Origin of the sequence: Microbacterium sp. A8/3-1 (assembly GCF_040267695.1) — a bacterium.
Lineage (GTDB): Bacteria > Actinomycetota > Actinomycetes > Actinomycetales > Microbacteriaceae > Microbacterium > Microbacterium luteolum.
In genome coordinates, this window is sequence record NZ_CP158357.1 from 749383 (window position 1) to 764918 (window position 15536).

The 15536-nt window shown below is 70.3% G+C and carries 13 protein-coding genes; all 13 read left to right on the forward strand.

Annotated features, from left to right (window positions below):
- The first annotated feature begins 9 nt into the window (after nucleotides 1-9).
- The 13 genes from pyrR to ABS642_RS03805 all read left to right on the forward strand — a co-directional run bounded on the left by pyrR (nucleotide 10) and on the right by ABS642_RS03805 (nucleotide 15502).
- On the forward strand, nucleotides 10-540 hold the full coding sequence (gene pyrR / locus ABS642_RS03745) for a bifunctional pyr operon transcriptional regulator/uracil phosphoribosyltransferase PyrR (protein WP_282217117.1): 531 nt from the start codon (nucleotides 10-12) through the stop codon (nucleotides 538-540).
- Nucleotides 537-1502 (forward strand): aspartate carbamoyltransferase catalytic subunit, encoded by a 966-nt coding sequence (locus ABS642_RS03750; protein ID WP_282217118.1) that lies wholly within the window; start codon nucleotides 537-539, stop codon nucleotides 1500-1502. The genes pyrR and ABS642_RS03750 overlap by 4 nt, the downstream gene beginning before the upstream one ends.
- Nucleotides 1499-2803, forward strand: coding sequence for a dihydroorotase (locus ABS642_RS03755; RefSeq protein WP_350352299.1), 1305 nt, complete (start codon nucleotides 1499-1501; stop codon nucleotides 2801-2803). The genes ABS642_RS03750 and ABS642_RS03755 overlap by 4 nt, the downstream gene beginning before the upstream one ends.
- A complete protein-coding gene (locus ABS642_RS03760; protein ID WP_350352300.1) occupies nucleotides 2800-3309 on the forward strand; it encodes a hypothetical protein in 510 nt (169 codons plus the stop codon). The genes ABS642_RS03755 and ABS642_RS03760 overlap by 4 nt, the downstream gene beginning before the upstream one ends.
- On the forward strand, nucleotides 3306-4451 hold the full coding sequence (carA, locus tag ABS642_RS03765; RefSeq protein ID WP_350352301.1) for a glutamine-hydrolyzing carbamoyl-phosphate synthase small subunit: 1146 nt from the start codon (nucleotides 3306-3308) through the stop codon (nucleotides 4449-4451). Before ABS642_RS03760 ends, carA begins: the two co-directional genes overlap by 4 nt.
- The gene (carB, locus tag ABS642_RS03770; RefSeq protein ID WP_350352302.1) at nucleotides 4451-7738 is read left to right on the forward strand and encodes a carbamoyl-phosphate synthase large subunit; all 3288 of its coding nucleotides are present in this window, start codon (nucleotides 4451-4453) and stop codon (nucleotides 7736-7738) included. Before carA ends, carB begins: the two co-directional genes overlap by 1 nt.
- The gene (gene pyrF, locus ABS642_RS03775; RefSeq protein WP_350352303.1) at nucleotides 7735-8580 is read left to right on the forward strand and encodes an orotidine-5'-phosphate decarboxylase; all 846 of its coding nucleotides are present in this window, start codon (nucleotides 7735-7737) and stop codon (nucleotides 8578-8580) included. Before carB ends, pyrF begins: the two co-directional genes overlap by 4 nt.
- Nucleotides 8573-9484, forward strand: coding sequence for a guanylate kinase (gene gmk / locus ABS642_RS03780; protein ID WP_350352304.1), 912 nt, complete (start codon nucleotides 8573-8575; stop codon nucleotides 9482-9484). The genes pyrF and gmk overlap by 8 nt, the downstream gene beginning before the upstream one ends.
- Before the next feature lie 65 nt (nucleotides 9485-9549).
- The gene (rpoZ, locus tag ABS642_RS03785; protein WP_116634940.1) at nucleotides 9550-9807 is read left to right on the forward strand and encodes a DNA-directed RNA polymerase subunit omega; all 258 of its coding nucleotides are present in this window, start codon (nucleotides 9550-9552) and stop codon (nucleotides 9805-9807) included.
- Between the two features lie 91 nt (nucleotides 9808-9898).
- Nucleotides 9899-11092 carry a methionine adenosyltransferase gene (gene metK, locus ABS642_RS03790; protein ID WP_282217125.1) on the forward strand — a complete coding sequence of 398 codons (1194 nt, stop codon included), beginning with the start codon at nucleotides 9899-9901 and terminating at the stop codon, nucleotides 11090-11092.
- Between the two features lie 16 nt (nucleotides 11093-11108).
- Complete coding sequence (locus ABS642_RS03795; protein WP_350352305.1) at nucleotides 11109-13067, forward strand: primosomal protein N'; 1959 nt, start codon at nucleotides 11109-11111, stop codon at nucleotides 13065-13067.
- 18 nt (nucleotides 13068-13085) lie between these two features.
- Entirely contained in the window at nucleotides 13086-14006 is a 921-nt protein-coding gene (gene fmt / locus ABS642_RS03800; RefSeq protein WP_350352306.1) for a methionyl-tRNA formyltransferase, read from the forward strand.
- Nucleotides 14003-15502, forward strand: a complete 1500-nt coding sequence (locus ABS642_RS03805) for a transcription antitermination factor NusB (RefSeq protein WP_350352307.1) — start codon at nucleotides 14003-14005, stop codon at nucleotides 15500-15502. Before fmt ends, ABS642_RS03805 begins: the two co-directional genes overlap by 4 nt.
- Nucleotides 15503-15536 lie beyond the last annotated feature (34 nt).

Here is a 15536-nt window from a genome sequence, read left to right on the forward strand (position 1 = left end):
GAGCGGCCGATGAGCGCACGCACTGTGCTGCACGAAGCCGACGTATCGCGGGCTCTGACCCGTATCGCGCATGAGATCCTCGAGTCGAATCGAGGGGCTGAGAACCTCGTCCTGCTGGGCATTCCGACCCGCGGCGTCACTCTCGCCCACCGCCTGGCCCGGCTGATCGGCGAGATCGCGCAGACCTCCGTCGCCGTGGGCGCGCTGGATGTCACGCTCTTCCGCGACGACCTGGCCAAGCATCCGACGCGGTCACCGCATCCGACCGAGATCCCGGACGGCGGGATCGACGGCAGGACGGTCGTCCTCGTCGATGACGTCCTCTTCTCCGGTCGCAGCATCCGCGCCGCGCTCGACGCGATCCAGTCGATCGGCCGGCCCGCCGTCGTGCGCCTGGCCATCCTCGTGGACCGCGGTCACCGCGAGCTGCCCATCCGACCGGACTTCATCGGCAAGAACATCCCCTCTGCCCGCACCGAGCGGGTCAACGTGCGCCTCTTCGAGAACGACGGGGCCGAGGAGGTGACGATCGGCGAATGAGACACCTCCTCGACACCCGCACCCTCGCGAAGGCCGACGCTCTCCGCATCCTCGACATCGCCGAGGACATGTCCGACACTCAGTCGCGCGAGGTGAAGAAGCTCCCGACGCTCCGCGGCAAGACCGTGGTGAACCTCTTCTTCGAGGATTCGACCCGCACCCGCATCTCCTTCGAGGCCGCCGCGAAGCGCCTCTCCGCCGACGTCATCAACTTCGCCGCCAAGGGCTCGAGCGTCTCGAAGGGCGAGAGCCTGAAGGACACCGCGCAGACCCTCGAGGCGATCGGTGCCGACGCCGTCGTGGTGCGCCACCCCGGATCCGGCGCACCGCAGACGCTGGCGACGAGCGGCTGGATCTCGGCCGGCGTGGTGAACGCCGGCGACGGCACGCACGAGCACCCCACGCAGGCGCTGCTCGACGCGTTCACGATCCGCAAGCGCCGCTTCGGCGCCGACAGCCGCGGGCGCGACCTCGCCGGGCTCCGGATCGTCATCGTGGGCGATGTGCTGCACTCGCGGGTCGCACGCTCCAACGTCTGGCTGCTCACGACGCTCGGCGCCGCTGTCACGCTGGTGGCGCCGCCGACCCTGGTTCCGCAGAACGTCTCGCTCTGGCCGGTGCGCGTGGTCTACGACCTCGACGAGGCCCTTGCCGAGGGGCCGGACGCCGTCATGATGCTGCGGATCCAGCTCGAACGGATGAGCGCCGCGTATTTCCCTACTGAGCGGGAGTATTCGCGCCGCTGGGGACTCGACGCACGGCGTGTGGCCGGGCTTCCGGACGGTAGCATTGTCATGCACCCCGGACCCATGAACCGTGGACTGGAGATCTCCTCCGAAGCAGCCGATTCCGCCCGCTCGACGGTGCTGGAGCAGGTCACCAACGGAGTATCCGTCCGCATGGCGGTGCTGTACCTGCTGCTGGCAGGAGAACGAGACGACGAACGAGGGGGAGACCTGTGAGCGAGACCCTCGTCATCACCGGTGCACAGCTGCTCGGCGCGGAGAGCGCCGACATCATCGTCGAGGACGGTGTCATCACCGAGATCGGCGCCGGCCTGAGCCGCGCGGGTGCGCGCGTGATCGACGCCGACGGACTCGTCGCGCTGCCGGGTCTCGTCGACCTGCACACGCATCTGCGCGAACCCGGCTACGAAGCATCCGAGACCATCCTCACCGGCACGAGGGCGGCCGCAGCAGGCGGCTTCACGGCCGTCTTCGCCATGCCGAACACGTCACCGGTCGCGGACACCGCCGGGGTGGTCGAGCAGGAGCTCGCACTCGGTGAGGCCGCCGGGTATGCCACCGTGCAGCCCATCGGCGCCGTCACGGTCGGCCAGAAGGGCGAGCGTCTCGCCGAGCTGGGCGCGATGGCGACCTCCCGAGCACAGGTGCGCGTCTTCAGCGATGACGGCTTCTGCGTGTTCGACCCGCTGATCATGCGTCGCGCACTCGAGTACGTGAAGTCGTTCGACGGTGTCATCGCCCAGCATGCGCAGGATCCGCGCCTCACCGAGGGCGCGCAGATGAACGAGGGAACCGTCTCGGCCGAGCTCGGTCTCGCCGGCTGGCCCGCGGTCGCCGAGGAATCGATCATCGCCCGCGACGTGCTGCTCGCCGAGCATGTGGGTTCGCGGCTGCACGTGTGCCACCTCTCGACGGCCGGATCGGTCGACATCATCCGCTGGGCCAAGAAGCGCGGCATCGCGGTCACCGCCGAAGTGACCCCGCATCACCTGCTGCTGACGGACGAGCTCGTGCGCGGATACGACGCCCGGTACAAGGTCAACCCGCCGCTTCGGCGCGAGGAGGACGTCCTGGCTGTGCGTGAAGGACTCGCGGACGGCACGATCGACATCGTCGCGACGGATCACGCCCCGCACCCGAGCGAGCACAAGGCCTGCGAGTGGCAGGCTGCCGCGAACGGCATGGTCGGGCTCGAGAGCGCACTGCGCGTCGTGCACCAGTCGATGGTGCAGACCGGGCTCATCGGCTGGGCGGACGTGGCCAGGGTCATGAGCGCCGCCCCCGCGCGCATCGGACGGCTCGCCGGGCACGGCACGCCCCTCGAGGTCGGCGCCCGCGCGCAGATCGCGCTCTACGACGCCTCCGTCGACGGCGTGTTCACGGAAGCCGATCTGCACGGGCGCAGCGTCAACTCGCCGTACCTCGGCAGGGCACTTCCCGGTCGGGTCGAGTTCACGGTGCACGGCGGCACACTCACGGTCGACGGCGGAGCCGTTGTCGAGGAGCTGAACGCGTGACGCGGGAACTGGCCATCACGGTCATGATCGCCGTGGCCGTGCTCATCCTGCTCGCGATGCTCTTCGCGTGGCGACGACGACTGCGCCGGGACTCCGGTCTCGCCGCACCGCTCGGAGTCCCGGAGCACGCCGAGGTCGTCCACCGCGAAGAGGTGCTCTACGTCTCGACGACCCGCCACGACCAGCCGCTGGAACGACTGGCGATCTCGCCGCTGACGTATCGCGCCCGCGGAGAGCTCGCGGTCACGGACCGGGGCGTCGCGCTCTGCCTCGACGGCGCGCCGACCGTGTTCCTCGCCTCGTCGCGCCTGGTGCAGGTCGACAGGGCGACCGTGACGATCGACCGCGTCGTCGAGCCCGGCGGGCTCGTCCGCATCGCCTGGAACGCCGCGGACGACACCGTCGTGGACTCGTACCTGCGCCTCGCCTCCGGCGACCCGAAGAACCTCATCTCTGAACTGCAGCGGCTCGTTCCCGTTGCCCCCGACACAGGAGCCACACGATGACCTCCCTGCCCGAAACCGCCGTCCTCGTCCTGGAAGACGGCACCCGCCACACCGGTCGCGCGTACGGTGCGCGCGGTCGCACCCTCGGCGAAGTGGTGTTCGCGACTGGCATGTCCGGCTACCAGGAGACGATCACCGACCCGTCGTACGCCGGACAGATCGTCCTGCAGACCGCACCGCACATCGGCAACACCGGCATGAACGACGAGGACGCCGAGTCCCGTCGCATCTGGGTCGCCGGCTACATCGTCCGCGACCCATCGCGCGTCGTCTCGAACTGGCGCGCGAACGCCTCGCTCGACGAGGTGCTGGTCAACGACGGCATCGTCGGCATCAGCGGCATCGACACCCGCTCGATCACCCGTCACATCCGCTCGGCCGGCTCGATGCGCGGCGGAATCTTCTCCGGTGCGGATGCCGCGCTCGACGCGGAGGAGCAGGTGCGCATCGTCCGCGAGGCGCCCGAGATGGCGGGTCGGAACCTGTCCGCCGAGGTGTCGGTGGACGTCGCGACCGTGACGACCGCGATGGGACAGCGGGTCGGCAACCTCGCGGTCCTCGACCTCGGGGTGAAGCAGGCCACGATCGACAACCTGGCCGCCCGCGGCTTCGAGGTGCACGTGCTGCCGCAGAACGTGACGATCGACGAGATCCGCGCGATCGATCCGGTCGCGGTGTTCTACTCGAACGGCCCCGGCGACCCCGCGGCATCCGATGACCACGTCGAACTGCTGCGCGCGGTCCTCGACGACGGTCTCCCGTTCTTCGGGATCTGCTTCGGCAACCAACTGCTCGGCCGCGCTCTCGGACTCGGCACCTACAAGCTGCCGTTCGGCCACCGCGGCATCAACCAGCCCGTTCTCGACAAGACCACGGGTCGCGTCGAGATCACGGCGCACAACCACGGCTTCGCGGTGGACGCCCCGCTGGAGGGCTCGTTCGACAGCCCGAACGGCTACGGCAAGGTCGAGGTCAGCCACGTCGGGCTGAACGACAACGTCGTCGAGGGCCTGCGAGCGCTCGACATCCCCGCCTTCTCGGTGCAGTACCACCCCGAGGCCGCCGCAGGCCCGCACGATGCCAACTACCTCTTCGACCGGTTCCGTGACCTGGTCATCGCGACTCAGAAGGACAGCAAGTAATGCCCAAGCGCGACGACATCAACTCCGTCCTCGTCATCGGATCCGGTCCGATCGTCATCGGTCAGGCCTGCGAGTTCGACTACTCCGGCACCCAGGCGTGCCGCGTGCTGCGCGAGGAGGGCGTCCGGGTCATCCTGGTCAACTCCAACCCGGCGACGATCATGACCGACCCCGACTTCGCCGACGCGACCTACATCGAGCCGATCACCTGGCAGGTCATCGAGACGATCATCGCCAAGGAGCGTCCGGACGCGATCCTGCCGACCCTCGGCGGACAGACGGCGCTCAACGCCGCGATCGAGCTGCACAACCACGGGATCCTCGAGAAGTACGACGTCGAACTCATCGGCGCGAGCTTCGAGGCGATCAACAAGGGCGAGGATCGTCAGATCTTCAAGCAGCTGGTCCTCGACGCCGGCGCCGACGTCGCCGACTCGCGCATCGCCCACACGATGGACGAGGTGCTCGCCGCAGCCGACGAGCTCGGATATCCGCTCGTCGTCCGCCCCAGCTTCACGATGGGGGGACTCGGCTCCGGGTTCGCCTACGACGAGAACGACCTCCGCCGTATCGCCGGCGCGGGTCTGCGCGACTCGCCGACCACCGAGGTCCTCCTGGAGGAGTCGATCCTCGGCTGGAAGGAGTACGAGCTCGAGCTCATGCGCGACACCGCCGACAACACGGTCGTCGTCTGCTCGATCGAGAACGTCGACCCGGTCGGCGTACACACCGGCGACTCGATCACGGTCGCACCGGCGCTGACGCTGACCGACCGCGAGTACCAGAAGCTCCGCGACATCGGCATCGACATCATCCGCGCGGTGGGAGTCGACACCGGCGGCTGCAACATCCAGTTCGCGGTGAACCCCGAGAACGGGCGCATCATCGTCATCGAGATGAACCCGCGTGTCTCCCGGTCGAGCGCCCTCGCCTCCAAGGCGACGGGCTTCCCGATCGCGAAGCTCGCGGCCAAGCTCGCGCTCGGCTACCGCCTGGACGAGATCCCGAACGACATCACGGGCGTGACCCCGGCGAGCTTCGAGCCGACGCTCGACTACGTCGTGGTCAAGGTCCCGCGGTTCGCGTTCGAGAAGTTCCCCGCCGCCGACGCCACGCTCACCACCACCATGAAGTCGGTCGGCGAGGCGATGGCCATCGGCCGCAACTACGCGACGGCCCTGCAGAAGGCGCTCCGCTCGCTCGAGAAGCGCGGCTCGAGCTTCCACTGGGGCACGGAGGAGCGCTCGCTCGAGGAGCTCCTGGAGATCGCGAAGATCCCGACCGACGGCCGCATCGTCACGCTGCAGCAGGCGCTCCGCAAGGGTGCGACGGTCGAGCAGGCGTTCGACGCGACGGCGATCGACCCCTGGTTCCTCGACCAGATCGTGCTGATCAACGAGGTCGCCGAGATCGTGCGCACGGCTCCCGAGCTCGATGCGGCGACGCTCCGCTATGCGAAGGAGCACGGCTTCTCCGACGCGCAGCTCGCTGAGCTCCGCGGCACGAACGAGCCCGAGGTGCGCGGCATCCGTCACGGTCTGGGCATCCGCCCGGTCTACAAGACGGTCGACACGTGCGCGGGGGAGTTCCCGGCCCTGACGCCGTACCACTACTCCAGCTACGACTTCGAGACCGAGGTCGCTCCCTCCGAGCGCACCAAGGTCGTCATCATCGGCTCGGGCCCGAACCGCATCGGACAGGGCGTCGAGTTCGACTACTCGTGCGTGCACGCCTCGTTCGCGCTGTCGGATGCCGGATTCGAGACCGTGATGGTCAACTGCAACCCGGAGACGGTCTCGACCGACTACGACACGTCCGACCGGCTGTACTTCGAGCCGCTCACGCTCGAGGACGTGCTCGAGGTCCTGGATGCGGAGGCCGCGAGCGGCACGATCCTCGGCGTCGTCTGCCAGCTCGGCGGACAGACCCCGCTGGGACTCGCCAAGGGCATCGAGGCGGCCGGCTACACGGTGCTCGGCACCAGCCCCGCCGCCATCGACCTCGCCGAGGAGCGCGAGCTGTTCTCGCGTCTGCTCGACGACGCCGGACTCCTCGCCCCGCGCAACGGCACCGCGATCGACGCCGACGGCGCCGTACGCATCGCCGAGGAGATCGGCTACCCGGTGCTGGTGCGCCCGAGCTTCGTGCTCGGCGGTCGCGGCATGGAGATCGTGTACGACACGGCGTCGCTGCGCGACTACTTCGTGCGCACGGCCGGAGAGGTCATCATCGAGGAGGGCAAGCCCCTGCTCGTCGACCGCTTCCTGGACGATGCGATCGAGCTCGACGTCGACGCGCTGTACGACGGGACGGACCTCTACATCGGCGGCGTCATGGAGCACCTGGAAGAGGCCGGCATCCACTCCGGCGACTCCAGCTGCACGCTCCCGCCCGTCTCGCTCGGACGCACCGATGTCGATCGCGTGCGCGAGGCGACCCTGGCCATCGCCGAGGGCGTCGGCGTGCGCGGCCTGCTGAACGTGCAGTTCGCGATCAGCGCCGGCGTGCTCTACGTCATCGAGGCGAACCCTCGCGCCAGTCGCACGGTGCCGTTCGTGTCCAAGGCGCTCGGCATCCCGATGGCCAAGGCGGCGAGCCGCGTCATGACCGGGTCGACGATCGCGGAGCTGCGTGCCGAGGGCATGCTGCCGCAGCAGGACGGCTCGCGCGTACCGCTGGGCGCCCCGGTCGCCGTCAAGGAGGCCGTGCTGCCCTTCAAGCGCTTCCGCACCGCCGACGGCAAGACCGTCGACTCCGTGCTCGGCCCGGAGATGCGCTCCACGGGTGAGGTCATGGGCATCGACCGCGACTTCCCGACGGCCTTCGCGAAGAGCCAGGCGGCGGCCTACGGCGGCATGCCCACCTCGGGCACCGTGTTCATCTCGGTCGCCGACTCCGACAAGCGCGCGGTGATCCTGCCGGCGCACCGCCTGCAGCAGCTCGGCTTCACGATCGTCGCGACCGAGGGCACCGCGGAGATCCTCTCCCGCAACGGCATCGCGGTGACCGTGGTGGAGAAGTACAGCGAGACGCAGGAGTCCGGCGCGAAGAACATCGTCGACCTGATCAACGAGGGAGCGATCGATATCGTCGTGAACACGCCCTCCGGGGGCGCGGCACGTGCCGACGGCTACGAGATCCGCGCGGCGGCCGTCGCGGCCGACAAGGCGCTCTTCACGACGATGGCCGTGCTCGGTGCCGCCGTGAGCGGTATGGATGCCGCGCACGAGGGCTTCCAGGTGCGGAGTCTGCAGGAGTACGCGATCGATCGGGCGGCGGCACTATGACGCAGACCTTCGGCGAGCGGGCCCGCGCCGCCCTCGGAGCGCATGGCCGGCTCTGTGTCGGCATCGATCCGCACGCGGCGCTTCTCGCCGCCTGGGGTCTGAGCGACGATGCGAGTGGCGTGCGCACGTTCGGGCTGCGCACGGTCGAGGCGGCCGCGGGCCGCGTCGGCGTCGTCAAGCCGCAGGTGTCGTTCTTCGAGCGGTTCGGTTCGAAGGGGTTCGCAGCCCTGGAGGATGTGCTCGCGGCCGCACGCGCGGCCGGGCTGCTCGTGATCGCGGACGCCAAACGCGGTGACATCGGCTCGACCATGGACGACTACGCGACAGCGTGGCTCACCCCCGGATCGCCGCTCGAGGCCGACGCCCTCACGGTGAACCCCTTCCTCGGCGTCGGCGCCCTCGACGGCGCGTTCTCACTGGCCGAGAAGTACGGCAAGGGCCTGTTCGTGCTCGCCGCCACCAGCAACCCCGAGGCCGAGGGCGTGCAGCGCTCGATCGGATCCACCGGAGTGACCGTCTCGGCCGAGATCATCGCGGATGTCTCGGCGCGCAACGCCGTCGCGTCGGCCGATGGCGCGTGGGGCAGCTTCGGCTTCGTCATCGGCGCGACGGTGGACTGGGCGCAGGCCGGCATCGCACCGTTCGCGCCCACGGCTCCGATCCTCGCCCCGGGCTTCGGCACGCAGGGAGCGACGCCCGCCGACCTGCGTCCACGATTCGGACGGATGTCGGATGCCGTGATCGCGAGCGAGAGCCGCAGCATCCTCTCCGCCGGTCCGGACGGACTCGCCGCAGCGATCGACGCCCGCGCCGCCGAATACCGGGAGGTCGTCAGTGTCTGAAGTGCGTCGGACCGTCCCCGAGGTGGACCGCGCGGCGGCCGCCCGCAGGGCCGTGGAACGTCGACGGGCCAGGGCGTCGCTGAAGCGCGATCTCACGATGCGTGTCGTGTCCCCGCAAACGGTGCTGCACCGGGCCACCGCGGATGCGGACTCGGTCGAAGGGTCCATGCGGATCACCGACTTCCTCCTCGCCCTCCCCGCGATCGGTGCGGGCAAGCGCGATCGCGTGCTGGGCGAGCTGCACATCTCGCCGGTCAAGCGGCTCGGCGGTCTCGGTGCTCGTCAGCGCGTCGTCCTCGAGAACTGGCTCGACTCCCGGTTCCCTGTGCTGGAGCCGCGCGGCGCACGCAGCCGACTGCTCGTGCTCGCGGGGCCGACCGCGGTCGGCAAGGGCACCGTCGCGGCGCACATCCGCGAGCACAACCCGGAGATCCACCTCTCGGTGTCGGCGACGACGCGCCCTCCGCGTCCCGGCGAGATCGAGGGCGTGCACTACTTCTTCGTGGACGACGCCGAGTTCGATCGCCTGATCGCCGACGACGAGCTGCTCGAATACGCCGTGGTGCACAATCGCTCCCGCTACGGCACCCCGCGGGCGCCGATCGACGCCGCGCTGGCTGCGGGCAAGACCGTTCTGCTCGAGATCGACCTGCAGGGCGCACGTCAGGTGCGGCGCGCCGAACCCGCCGCGACCCTCATCTTCCTGCTCCCGCCGAGCTGGGACGAACTGGTCCACCGACTGGTCGGCCGGGGCACCGAGGAGGCCGAGGAACGGGCCAGACGACTGCGCACCGCGAAGGTCGAACTAGCCGCCCAGAACGAGTTCGATCACCTCATCGTGAACGAGGACGTCGCCGCTGCCGCCCACGAGGTCGTAGAATTGTCCTCAGGCTCTGCGCGCTGAGTTCTCTGTCGCGCCTATTGCACTGTCTTCGCGACGATCCCGTCGCCTGATCTGGAGGTCCCATCATGGCCGGACACCACACCAAGGGCATCATCGATCCCCCCATCGACAACCTGCTCGACCGCGTCGACTCCAAGTACGAGCTCGTGATCTACGCCGCCAAGCGCGCCCGTCAGATCAACGATTACTACTCCGACCTGCACGAGGGCAACCTCTTCGACAACGTCGGCCCGCTCGTCGACTCCTCGGTCGAGGACAAGCCGCTCACCATCGCACTGCACGAGATCAACGAGGACAAGCTGCGCCTGCGTCACGCGGAGTGATATTCGAGGCCGCGCGCGCCGCTCTGTCGGCGCCGCGGTCCAGAATGGGTGCAACACCCCTCCCACCGTCCGTCCCCGTTCTGGAGCACCGATGAGCGCGCTGCGTCTGTTCACGTCCGAGTCCGTCACCGAAGGGCACCCGGACAAGATCTGCGACCAGATCTCGGACAGCATCCTCGACGGTCTGCTCGCGAAGGACCCGGGCTCGCGCGTCGCGGTGGAGACGCTCGTCACCACCGGCCTCGTGCATGTGGCGGGGGAGATCCGCACCGAGGCGTACGTCGACATCCCGACGATCGTCCGCCAGGTCGTGAACCGCATCGGCTACACGTCGAGCGAGACCGGCTTCGACGGCGATTCCTGCGGTGTCAGCATCTCGGTCGGCGAGCAGTCCACCGACATCGCGCACGGCGTCGACAATGCGCAGGAACACCGCGACGGCTCGTCCGTCGATCCGCTCGACGCGCTCGGCGCCGGCGACCAGGGCATCATGTTCGGCTTCGCGACGAACGAGACGCCGCAGCTCATGCCGATGGCCGCCTGGACGGCGCACCGCATCGCCGAGCGCCTCACCGAGGTGCGTCGCAGCGGTCTGCTGCCGTTCCTCCGCCCCGACGGCAAGACGCAGGTCACCCTCGGCTACGACGGATTCACGCCCAAGACCGTCGACGCGGTCGTGCTCTCCACGCAGCACCACCCCGACATCTCGCAGGACGAGCTGAAGGCGCAGGTGCGCGAGCACGTCATCGACCCGATCCTCGCGACCACGGGCCTCGATCTGAGCGACGTCACGCACTACATCAACCCCGCAGGTCCCTTCGTCACGGGTGGCCCCAAGGGCGATGCCGGCCTCACCGGCCGCAAGATCATCATCGACACGTACGGGGGAGCAGCCCGTCATGGCGGTGGCGCCTTCAGCGGCAAGGACCCGTCGAAGGTCGACCGCTCCGGAGCGTACGCCACGCGCTGGGTCGCGAAGAACGCCGTCGCCGCCGGGCTCGCCGATCGGCTCGAGGTGCAGGTCGCGTACGCGATCGGCGTCGCGCGTCCGGTGGGGCTCTACGTCGAGACGTTCGGCACCGGCAAGGTGACCGATGAGGCGATCATCCGTGCGATCGAGCAGGTCTTCGACCTGCGCCCACAGGCCATCATCGAGCAGCTCGACCTGCTGCGGCCCATCTACGCGCAGACCGCCGCGTACGGCCACTTCGGCCGCGAGCTTCCCGACTTCACGTGGGAGCGGACCGACCGCGTCGAAGAGCTGCGCCGCGCTGCCGGTCTCTGATGGGGCCTCGGTCCTCATGACGTCCGAGAGCCGGCGCATCGCGCGCGTGCTCCTCGACTCGCCGCTGCCGCAGCTCGACCGCCTGTTCGACTACGCCCTCCCTGCGGAGTTCGGCGACGTGCCGCTCGGCGTGCGCGTGCGCGTGCCGCTGCGCACCGCAGGTCGTGTGATCGACGGTTACATCGTCGACATCGACACCGAGGATGACGCCGACCGCCCCCTCTCCGAGGTCGACAGCGTCGTGTCCGCGGTGCCGGTGCTGCCGGAGCGCCTGCACCGGCTCGCGCGGCGCGTCGCCGATCGCGCGGCAGGTTCCGCCTCCGATGTGCTGCGACTGGTGATCCCGAAGCGGCAGGTGCGGGTCGAGAAGGCCTGGACCGGTGAAAGCCCGGCACCGGTTGTGGAAGAGGCTGCCGCGGAGCGGAGCCAGGAGATCCTCGATGTCTACGAGGGCCTCGTCGCCGTGCTGGACGACGGCGGACGTGCCGCCGTCGAAGCCGTCCCGCAGCTGCGCGACGGGGGAGAGGCCTGGGCTCAGCTCCTGGCAGCATCGGCGACGCGGATGCTGGCGGCGGGCCGCTCCTCGATCCTGATCGTGCCCGACCACCGCGACCTCGATCGGCTGCTCACGGCCCTCGAGTCGCTCGTCCCCGGCGAAGCCGTCGTCCGATACGACTCCCGTCAGACCAACCCGGATCGCTACCGCGGCTTCCTCCGCACGCTCGAGGAGTCGCCCTGCATCGTCGTGGGGAACCGGTCGGCCGTCTACGCCCCGGTCGAGGCGGGTCTCGTCGCCGTCTGGGACGACGGCGACCCGCTGCTCGGCGAGCAGCTCGCACCGTACGTGAACGCGCGGGACGCGGCGCTCCTCCGGCAGGAGCTCGAGCAGTCGGCTCTGCTGTTCGCCGGGCACACCCGCACGACCGACGTGGAGCGCCTCGTCGCGCACGGCTGGCTGCAGGATGTACGCGCGGCGCGCCGTGTGCTTCCGAAGGTCGTGCTCAGCACGCCGCAGGAGATGGAGCAGCCGGCCGCCCAGCGGATGCCGTCCTCGGCGTTCCTCGCTGCACGCGCCGCCGCGGCGGAGGGCCCCGTGCTGGTGCAGGTGTCGCGCCCCGGCTTCTCGCCCTCGCTGGTCTGCGCGGAGTGCCGCGCGCCCGCCCGCTGCCCGCACTGCGGGGGTCCGCTCGGCGCGCGCCACCGCGGCGCCGTCCCCGTGTGCGGCTGGTGCGGCCGCAGCGCGCGCGCCTGGGCCTGCCCGGCGTGCTCCTCGACGAAGCTCCGCCTCGCATCCTCCGGCAGCGAACGCACCGCCGACGAGCTCGGGCGGGCGTTCCCGGGGATCCGAGTGATCGTCGCCGACAGTGCGCACCCCGTCGAGCGCGTCGATGCGAAGCCCGCACTCGTCGTGGCGACGCGCGGGGCCGAACCGCTCGCCGCCGGCGGGTACCGTGCCGTCGTCCTCCTCGACGGGCCGCGGATGCTGCAGGCGCCGGATCTGCGCATCGGCGAGGCCTGCCTGCGCTGGTGGTCGAACGCGGCTGCCCTCGCCGCCCCCGGAGCCCCGATCCATCTGGTCGGCGTGAGCGGTGCGGTCGGCATGGCTCTCGCGACCTGGAATCAGGCGGGCTACGCGCGTTCCGAGCTCGAGAGCCGTGCACCGCTGCACATGCCCCCGACGGCGCGTGTCGCCCTGGTCGAGGGGTCGGCCGCGGCCGTCTCACGCGCCCTGGTGGCTCTGGGAGAACTCGCGCTTCCCGCCGATGCCGTCCTCGGGCCCGTGCCCGTCGACTCCGAGGACGTGCCGCCGCGCGTGCGCGCACTCGTCCGATTCGACTACGGCGCCGGCAGCCGCGTCGCGACGGTCCTGCGGGCGGCGGTCGTGGCCGAGGCGGTCGCCGGACGTCGAGGCCGGGCGCGCAACGCGAAGAACACTCTCTCGGTCCGTCTCGATATCCTCGATCCAGAGCTCTGACCCATCCGGAGAACCTTCATGCGCCTCGTCTTCGCCGGCACACCCGCTGCTGCCGTGCCCACCCTGCGACGTCTCGCGACGCTGCACGACATCGTCGCGGTCGTCACGCGCCCCGATGCCCCGCTCGGCCGCAAGCGGGTGCTGACGCCATCGCCGGTCGCCCAGGCGGCCGATGAGCTCGGTCTCCCCGTGATCCGCGCGGCACGTCTCGATGCCGATGCCACGGCGCAGATCACGGCGCTCGCGCCTGAGCTCGGTGTGATCGTCGCCTACGGCGGGCTGGTGCGCGAGCCGCTGCTCTCCGCTCCGGATGCCGGATGGATCAACCTCCACTTCTCGCTGCTGCCCGCGTGGCGGGGAGCCGCGCCGGTGCAGCGCGCGCTGATCGCCGGTGATCGCGAGCTCGGCGCGAGCGTCTTCCAGCTCGTCCCGGAGCTCGACGCCGGCGACGTGTTCGCCATGCGCACGATCGATGTCGCGCCGACCGCCACTGCCGATCAGGCGCTGGAGACCCTCGCGCACGACGGCGCCGAGCTGACCGAAGAGGTCGTGGCCGCGATCGCCGATGGCACCGCCCGTGCCGTGCCGCAGCAGGGAGAACCGACCCTCGCCCCGAAGCTGACGCTCGACGACGGCCTGCTCGACTGGTCGCAGTCCGTCGATGCGCTGTTCGCGCGCTTCCGCGGTGTGACCCCCGAGCCCGGAGCGCACACGACGATCGACGGCCAGCGGCTGAAGATCCTCGAGGCGGCGCCCGCCGGTGACGCAGAGCCCCTGGAGCCCGGCCGGATCAGCAGCACGAGATCCGCGTTGCTGATCGGCACGGCATCCGCCCCTCTCGCTGTCACGCGCTTGCAGCCGGCAGGCAAGGGCGCGATGAGCGCCGTCGACTGGTGGCGCGGACATCGCGACACGGACGGGCTGCGTGCCGGATCATGAGCCCGTCAGAGCAGGGAAGGTCGGCACGTCGTCCCCAGGGGCGATCGGGTGGCGAGGCCCGCCCGACGAATCGCGGTGAGCGATCCGGAGGTCGTGGCCCGAGCCGCGCCGTTCAGCCGGCGCGACAGGTCGCCTACGACGTGCTGCGCGCCGTCTCGGATTCCGACGCGTACGCCAACCTCATGCTTCCCACGGCCATCGCCGAGGCAGGGCTCACGCCGCAGGACGCCGCCCTCGCCACCGAGCTGACCTACGGCACCCTGCGGCGCCGCGGGCTCTACGACGCGATCATCGCGGCGGCAGCCGATCGTGCGACCGACAGCATCGATCCCTCCGTCCTGGATGCGCTTCGCCTCGCCGTGCACCAGCTGCTGGCGACCCGCGTCGCCTCCCACGCCGCCGTCAACGAGTCGGTGAACCTGGTGGCGACGACCGTCGGACGCGGAGCGTCGAGCTTCACCAACGCCGTGCTCCGGCGGATCGCGCGGGAGACTCCCGAGCAGTGGCAGGAGCGGATCGCGCAGGACGCGCGCTCCGACGACGAGCGCCTCGCGCTGCGATCGGCGCATCCGGTCTGGATCATCCGGGCCCTGCGACGTGCTCTCGCGGCCGAGGGGCGTGTCGACGAGCTCGAGACGCTGCTCGAGGCCGACAACGTCTCGCCTGAGGTGACACTGGTCGCGCTGCCGGGGCTCGCCGAGCCCGTCGACCCTCGTCGGCCGTATGCCGCCACCGCTTTCGCGTCGCCCGGCGGCGACCCACGACGCTCCGTCGAAGCCTCGGGCGGCACCGTGCGCGTCCAGGACGAAGGTTCTCAGCTCGTCGCGCTGGCTCTGGCCGAGGCCGCGCCGATCCGGGCGGGGGAGCGGTGGCTGGATCTGTGCGCCGGCCCCGGTGGCAAGACCGCCCTCCTCGCCGCGATCGCCCGCGAGCACGGGGCGATCCTCGAAGCGAACGAGATCGTCCCCACGCGCGCCCGTCTGGTGCGCAACGCGCTCCGGGCCGTGCCGGGCGAAGTCGTGGTCCACGAACAAGATGGCCGCGAGCTCGCGGCGACCAGGGCCGGAGCCTTCGACCGGATCCTCGTCGATGCCCCCTGCACCGGCCTCGGCGCGCTGCGTCGCCGCCCCGAGGCGCGGTGGCGCAAGTCGCCGGCCGACGTCGCGGAACTCGTGCCGCTGCAGGTCGACCTGCTGACGGCGGCACTGGAGGCTCTCACGCCCGGCGGCATCGTGGCGTACGTCACATGCTCGCCGCATCTCGCCGAGACCGTCGGCGTCGTGCAGGAGGTGCTGCGCGACCGTGCCGACATCACCGAGCTCGATGCGCGGTCCGCGATCGCCGATCTCGCCCGCTCGCCGATCGACCTCGCCGAGGACGGACGCGCGGGTTCCGGCAGTGCACAGCTCTGGCCGCATCGTCATGGCACCGATGCCATGTTCCTCGCGCTGCTCCAGCGCACGGACATTCCGAATACCGCAGCGAAGGAAGACTAGGACCGTGGAACTCCCCAGCGCACCCCGCATCAAC

Bases quoted from the DNA above. Each gene is read 5' to 3' on its own strand.
- fmt (WP_350352306.1), top strand. From the start codon at position 13,086: ATGCGCCTCGTCTTCGCCGGCACACCCGCTGCTGCCGTGCCCACCCTG.
- ABS642_RS03750 (WP_282217118.1), top strand. From the start codon at position 537: ATGAGACACCTCCTCGACACCCGCACCCTCGCGAAGGCCGACGCTCTC.
- carA (WP_350352301.1), top strand. From the start codon at position 3,306: ATGACCTCCCTGCCCGAAACCGCCGTCCTCGTCCTGGAAGACGGCACC.
- pyrF (WP_350352303.1), top strand. From the start codon at position 7,735: ATGACGCAGACCTTCGGCGAGCGGGCCCGCGCCGCCCTCGGAGCGCAT.
- ABS642_RS03795 (WP_350352305.1), top strand. From the start codon at position 11,109: ATGACGTCCGAGAGCCGGCGCATCGCGCGCGTGCTCCTCGACTCGCCG.
- carB (WP_350352302.1), top strand. From the start codon at position 4,451: ATGCCCAAGCGCGACGACATCAACTCCGTCCTCGTCATCGGATCCGGT.
- pyrR (WP_282217117.1), top strand. From the start codon at position 10: ATGAGCGCACGCACTGTGCTGCACGAAGCCGACGTATCGCGGGCTCTG.
- metK (WP_282217125.1), top strand. From the start codon at position 9,899: ATGAGCGCGCTGCGTCTGTTCACGTCCGAGTCCGTCACCGAAGGGCAC.
- rpoZ (WP_116634940.1), top strand. From the start codon at position 9,550: ATGGCCGGACACCACACCAAGGGCATCATCGATCCCCCCATCGACAAC.
- ABS642_RS03805 (WP_350352307.1), top strand. From the start codon at position 14,003: ATGAGCCCGTCAGAGCAGGGAAGGTCGGCACGTCGTCCCCAGGGGCGA.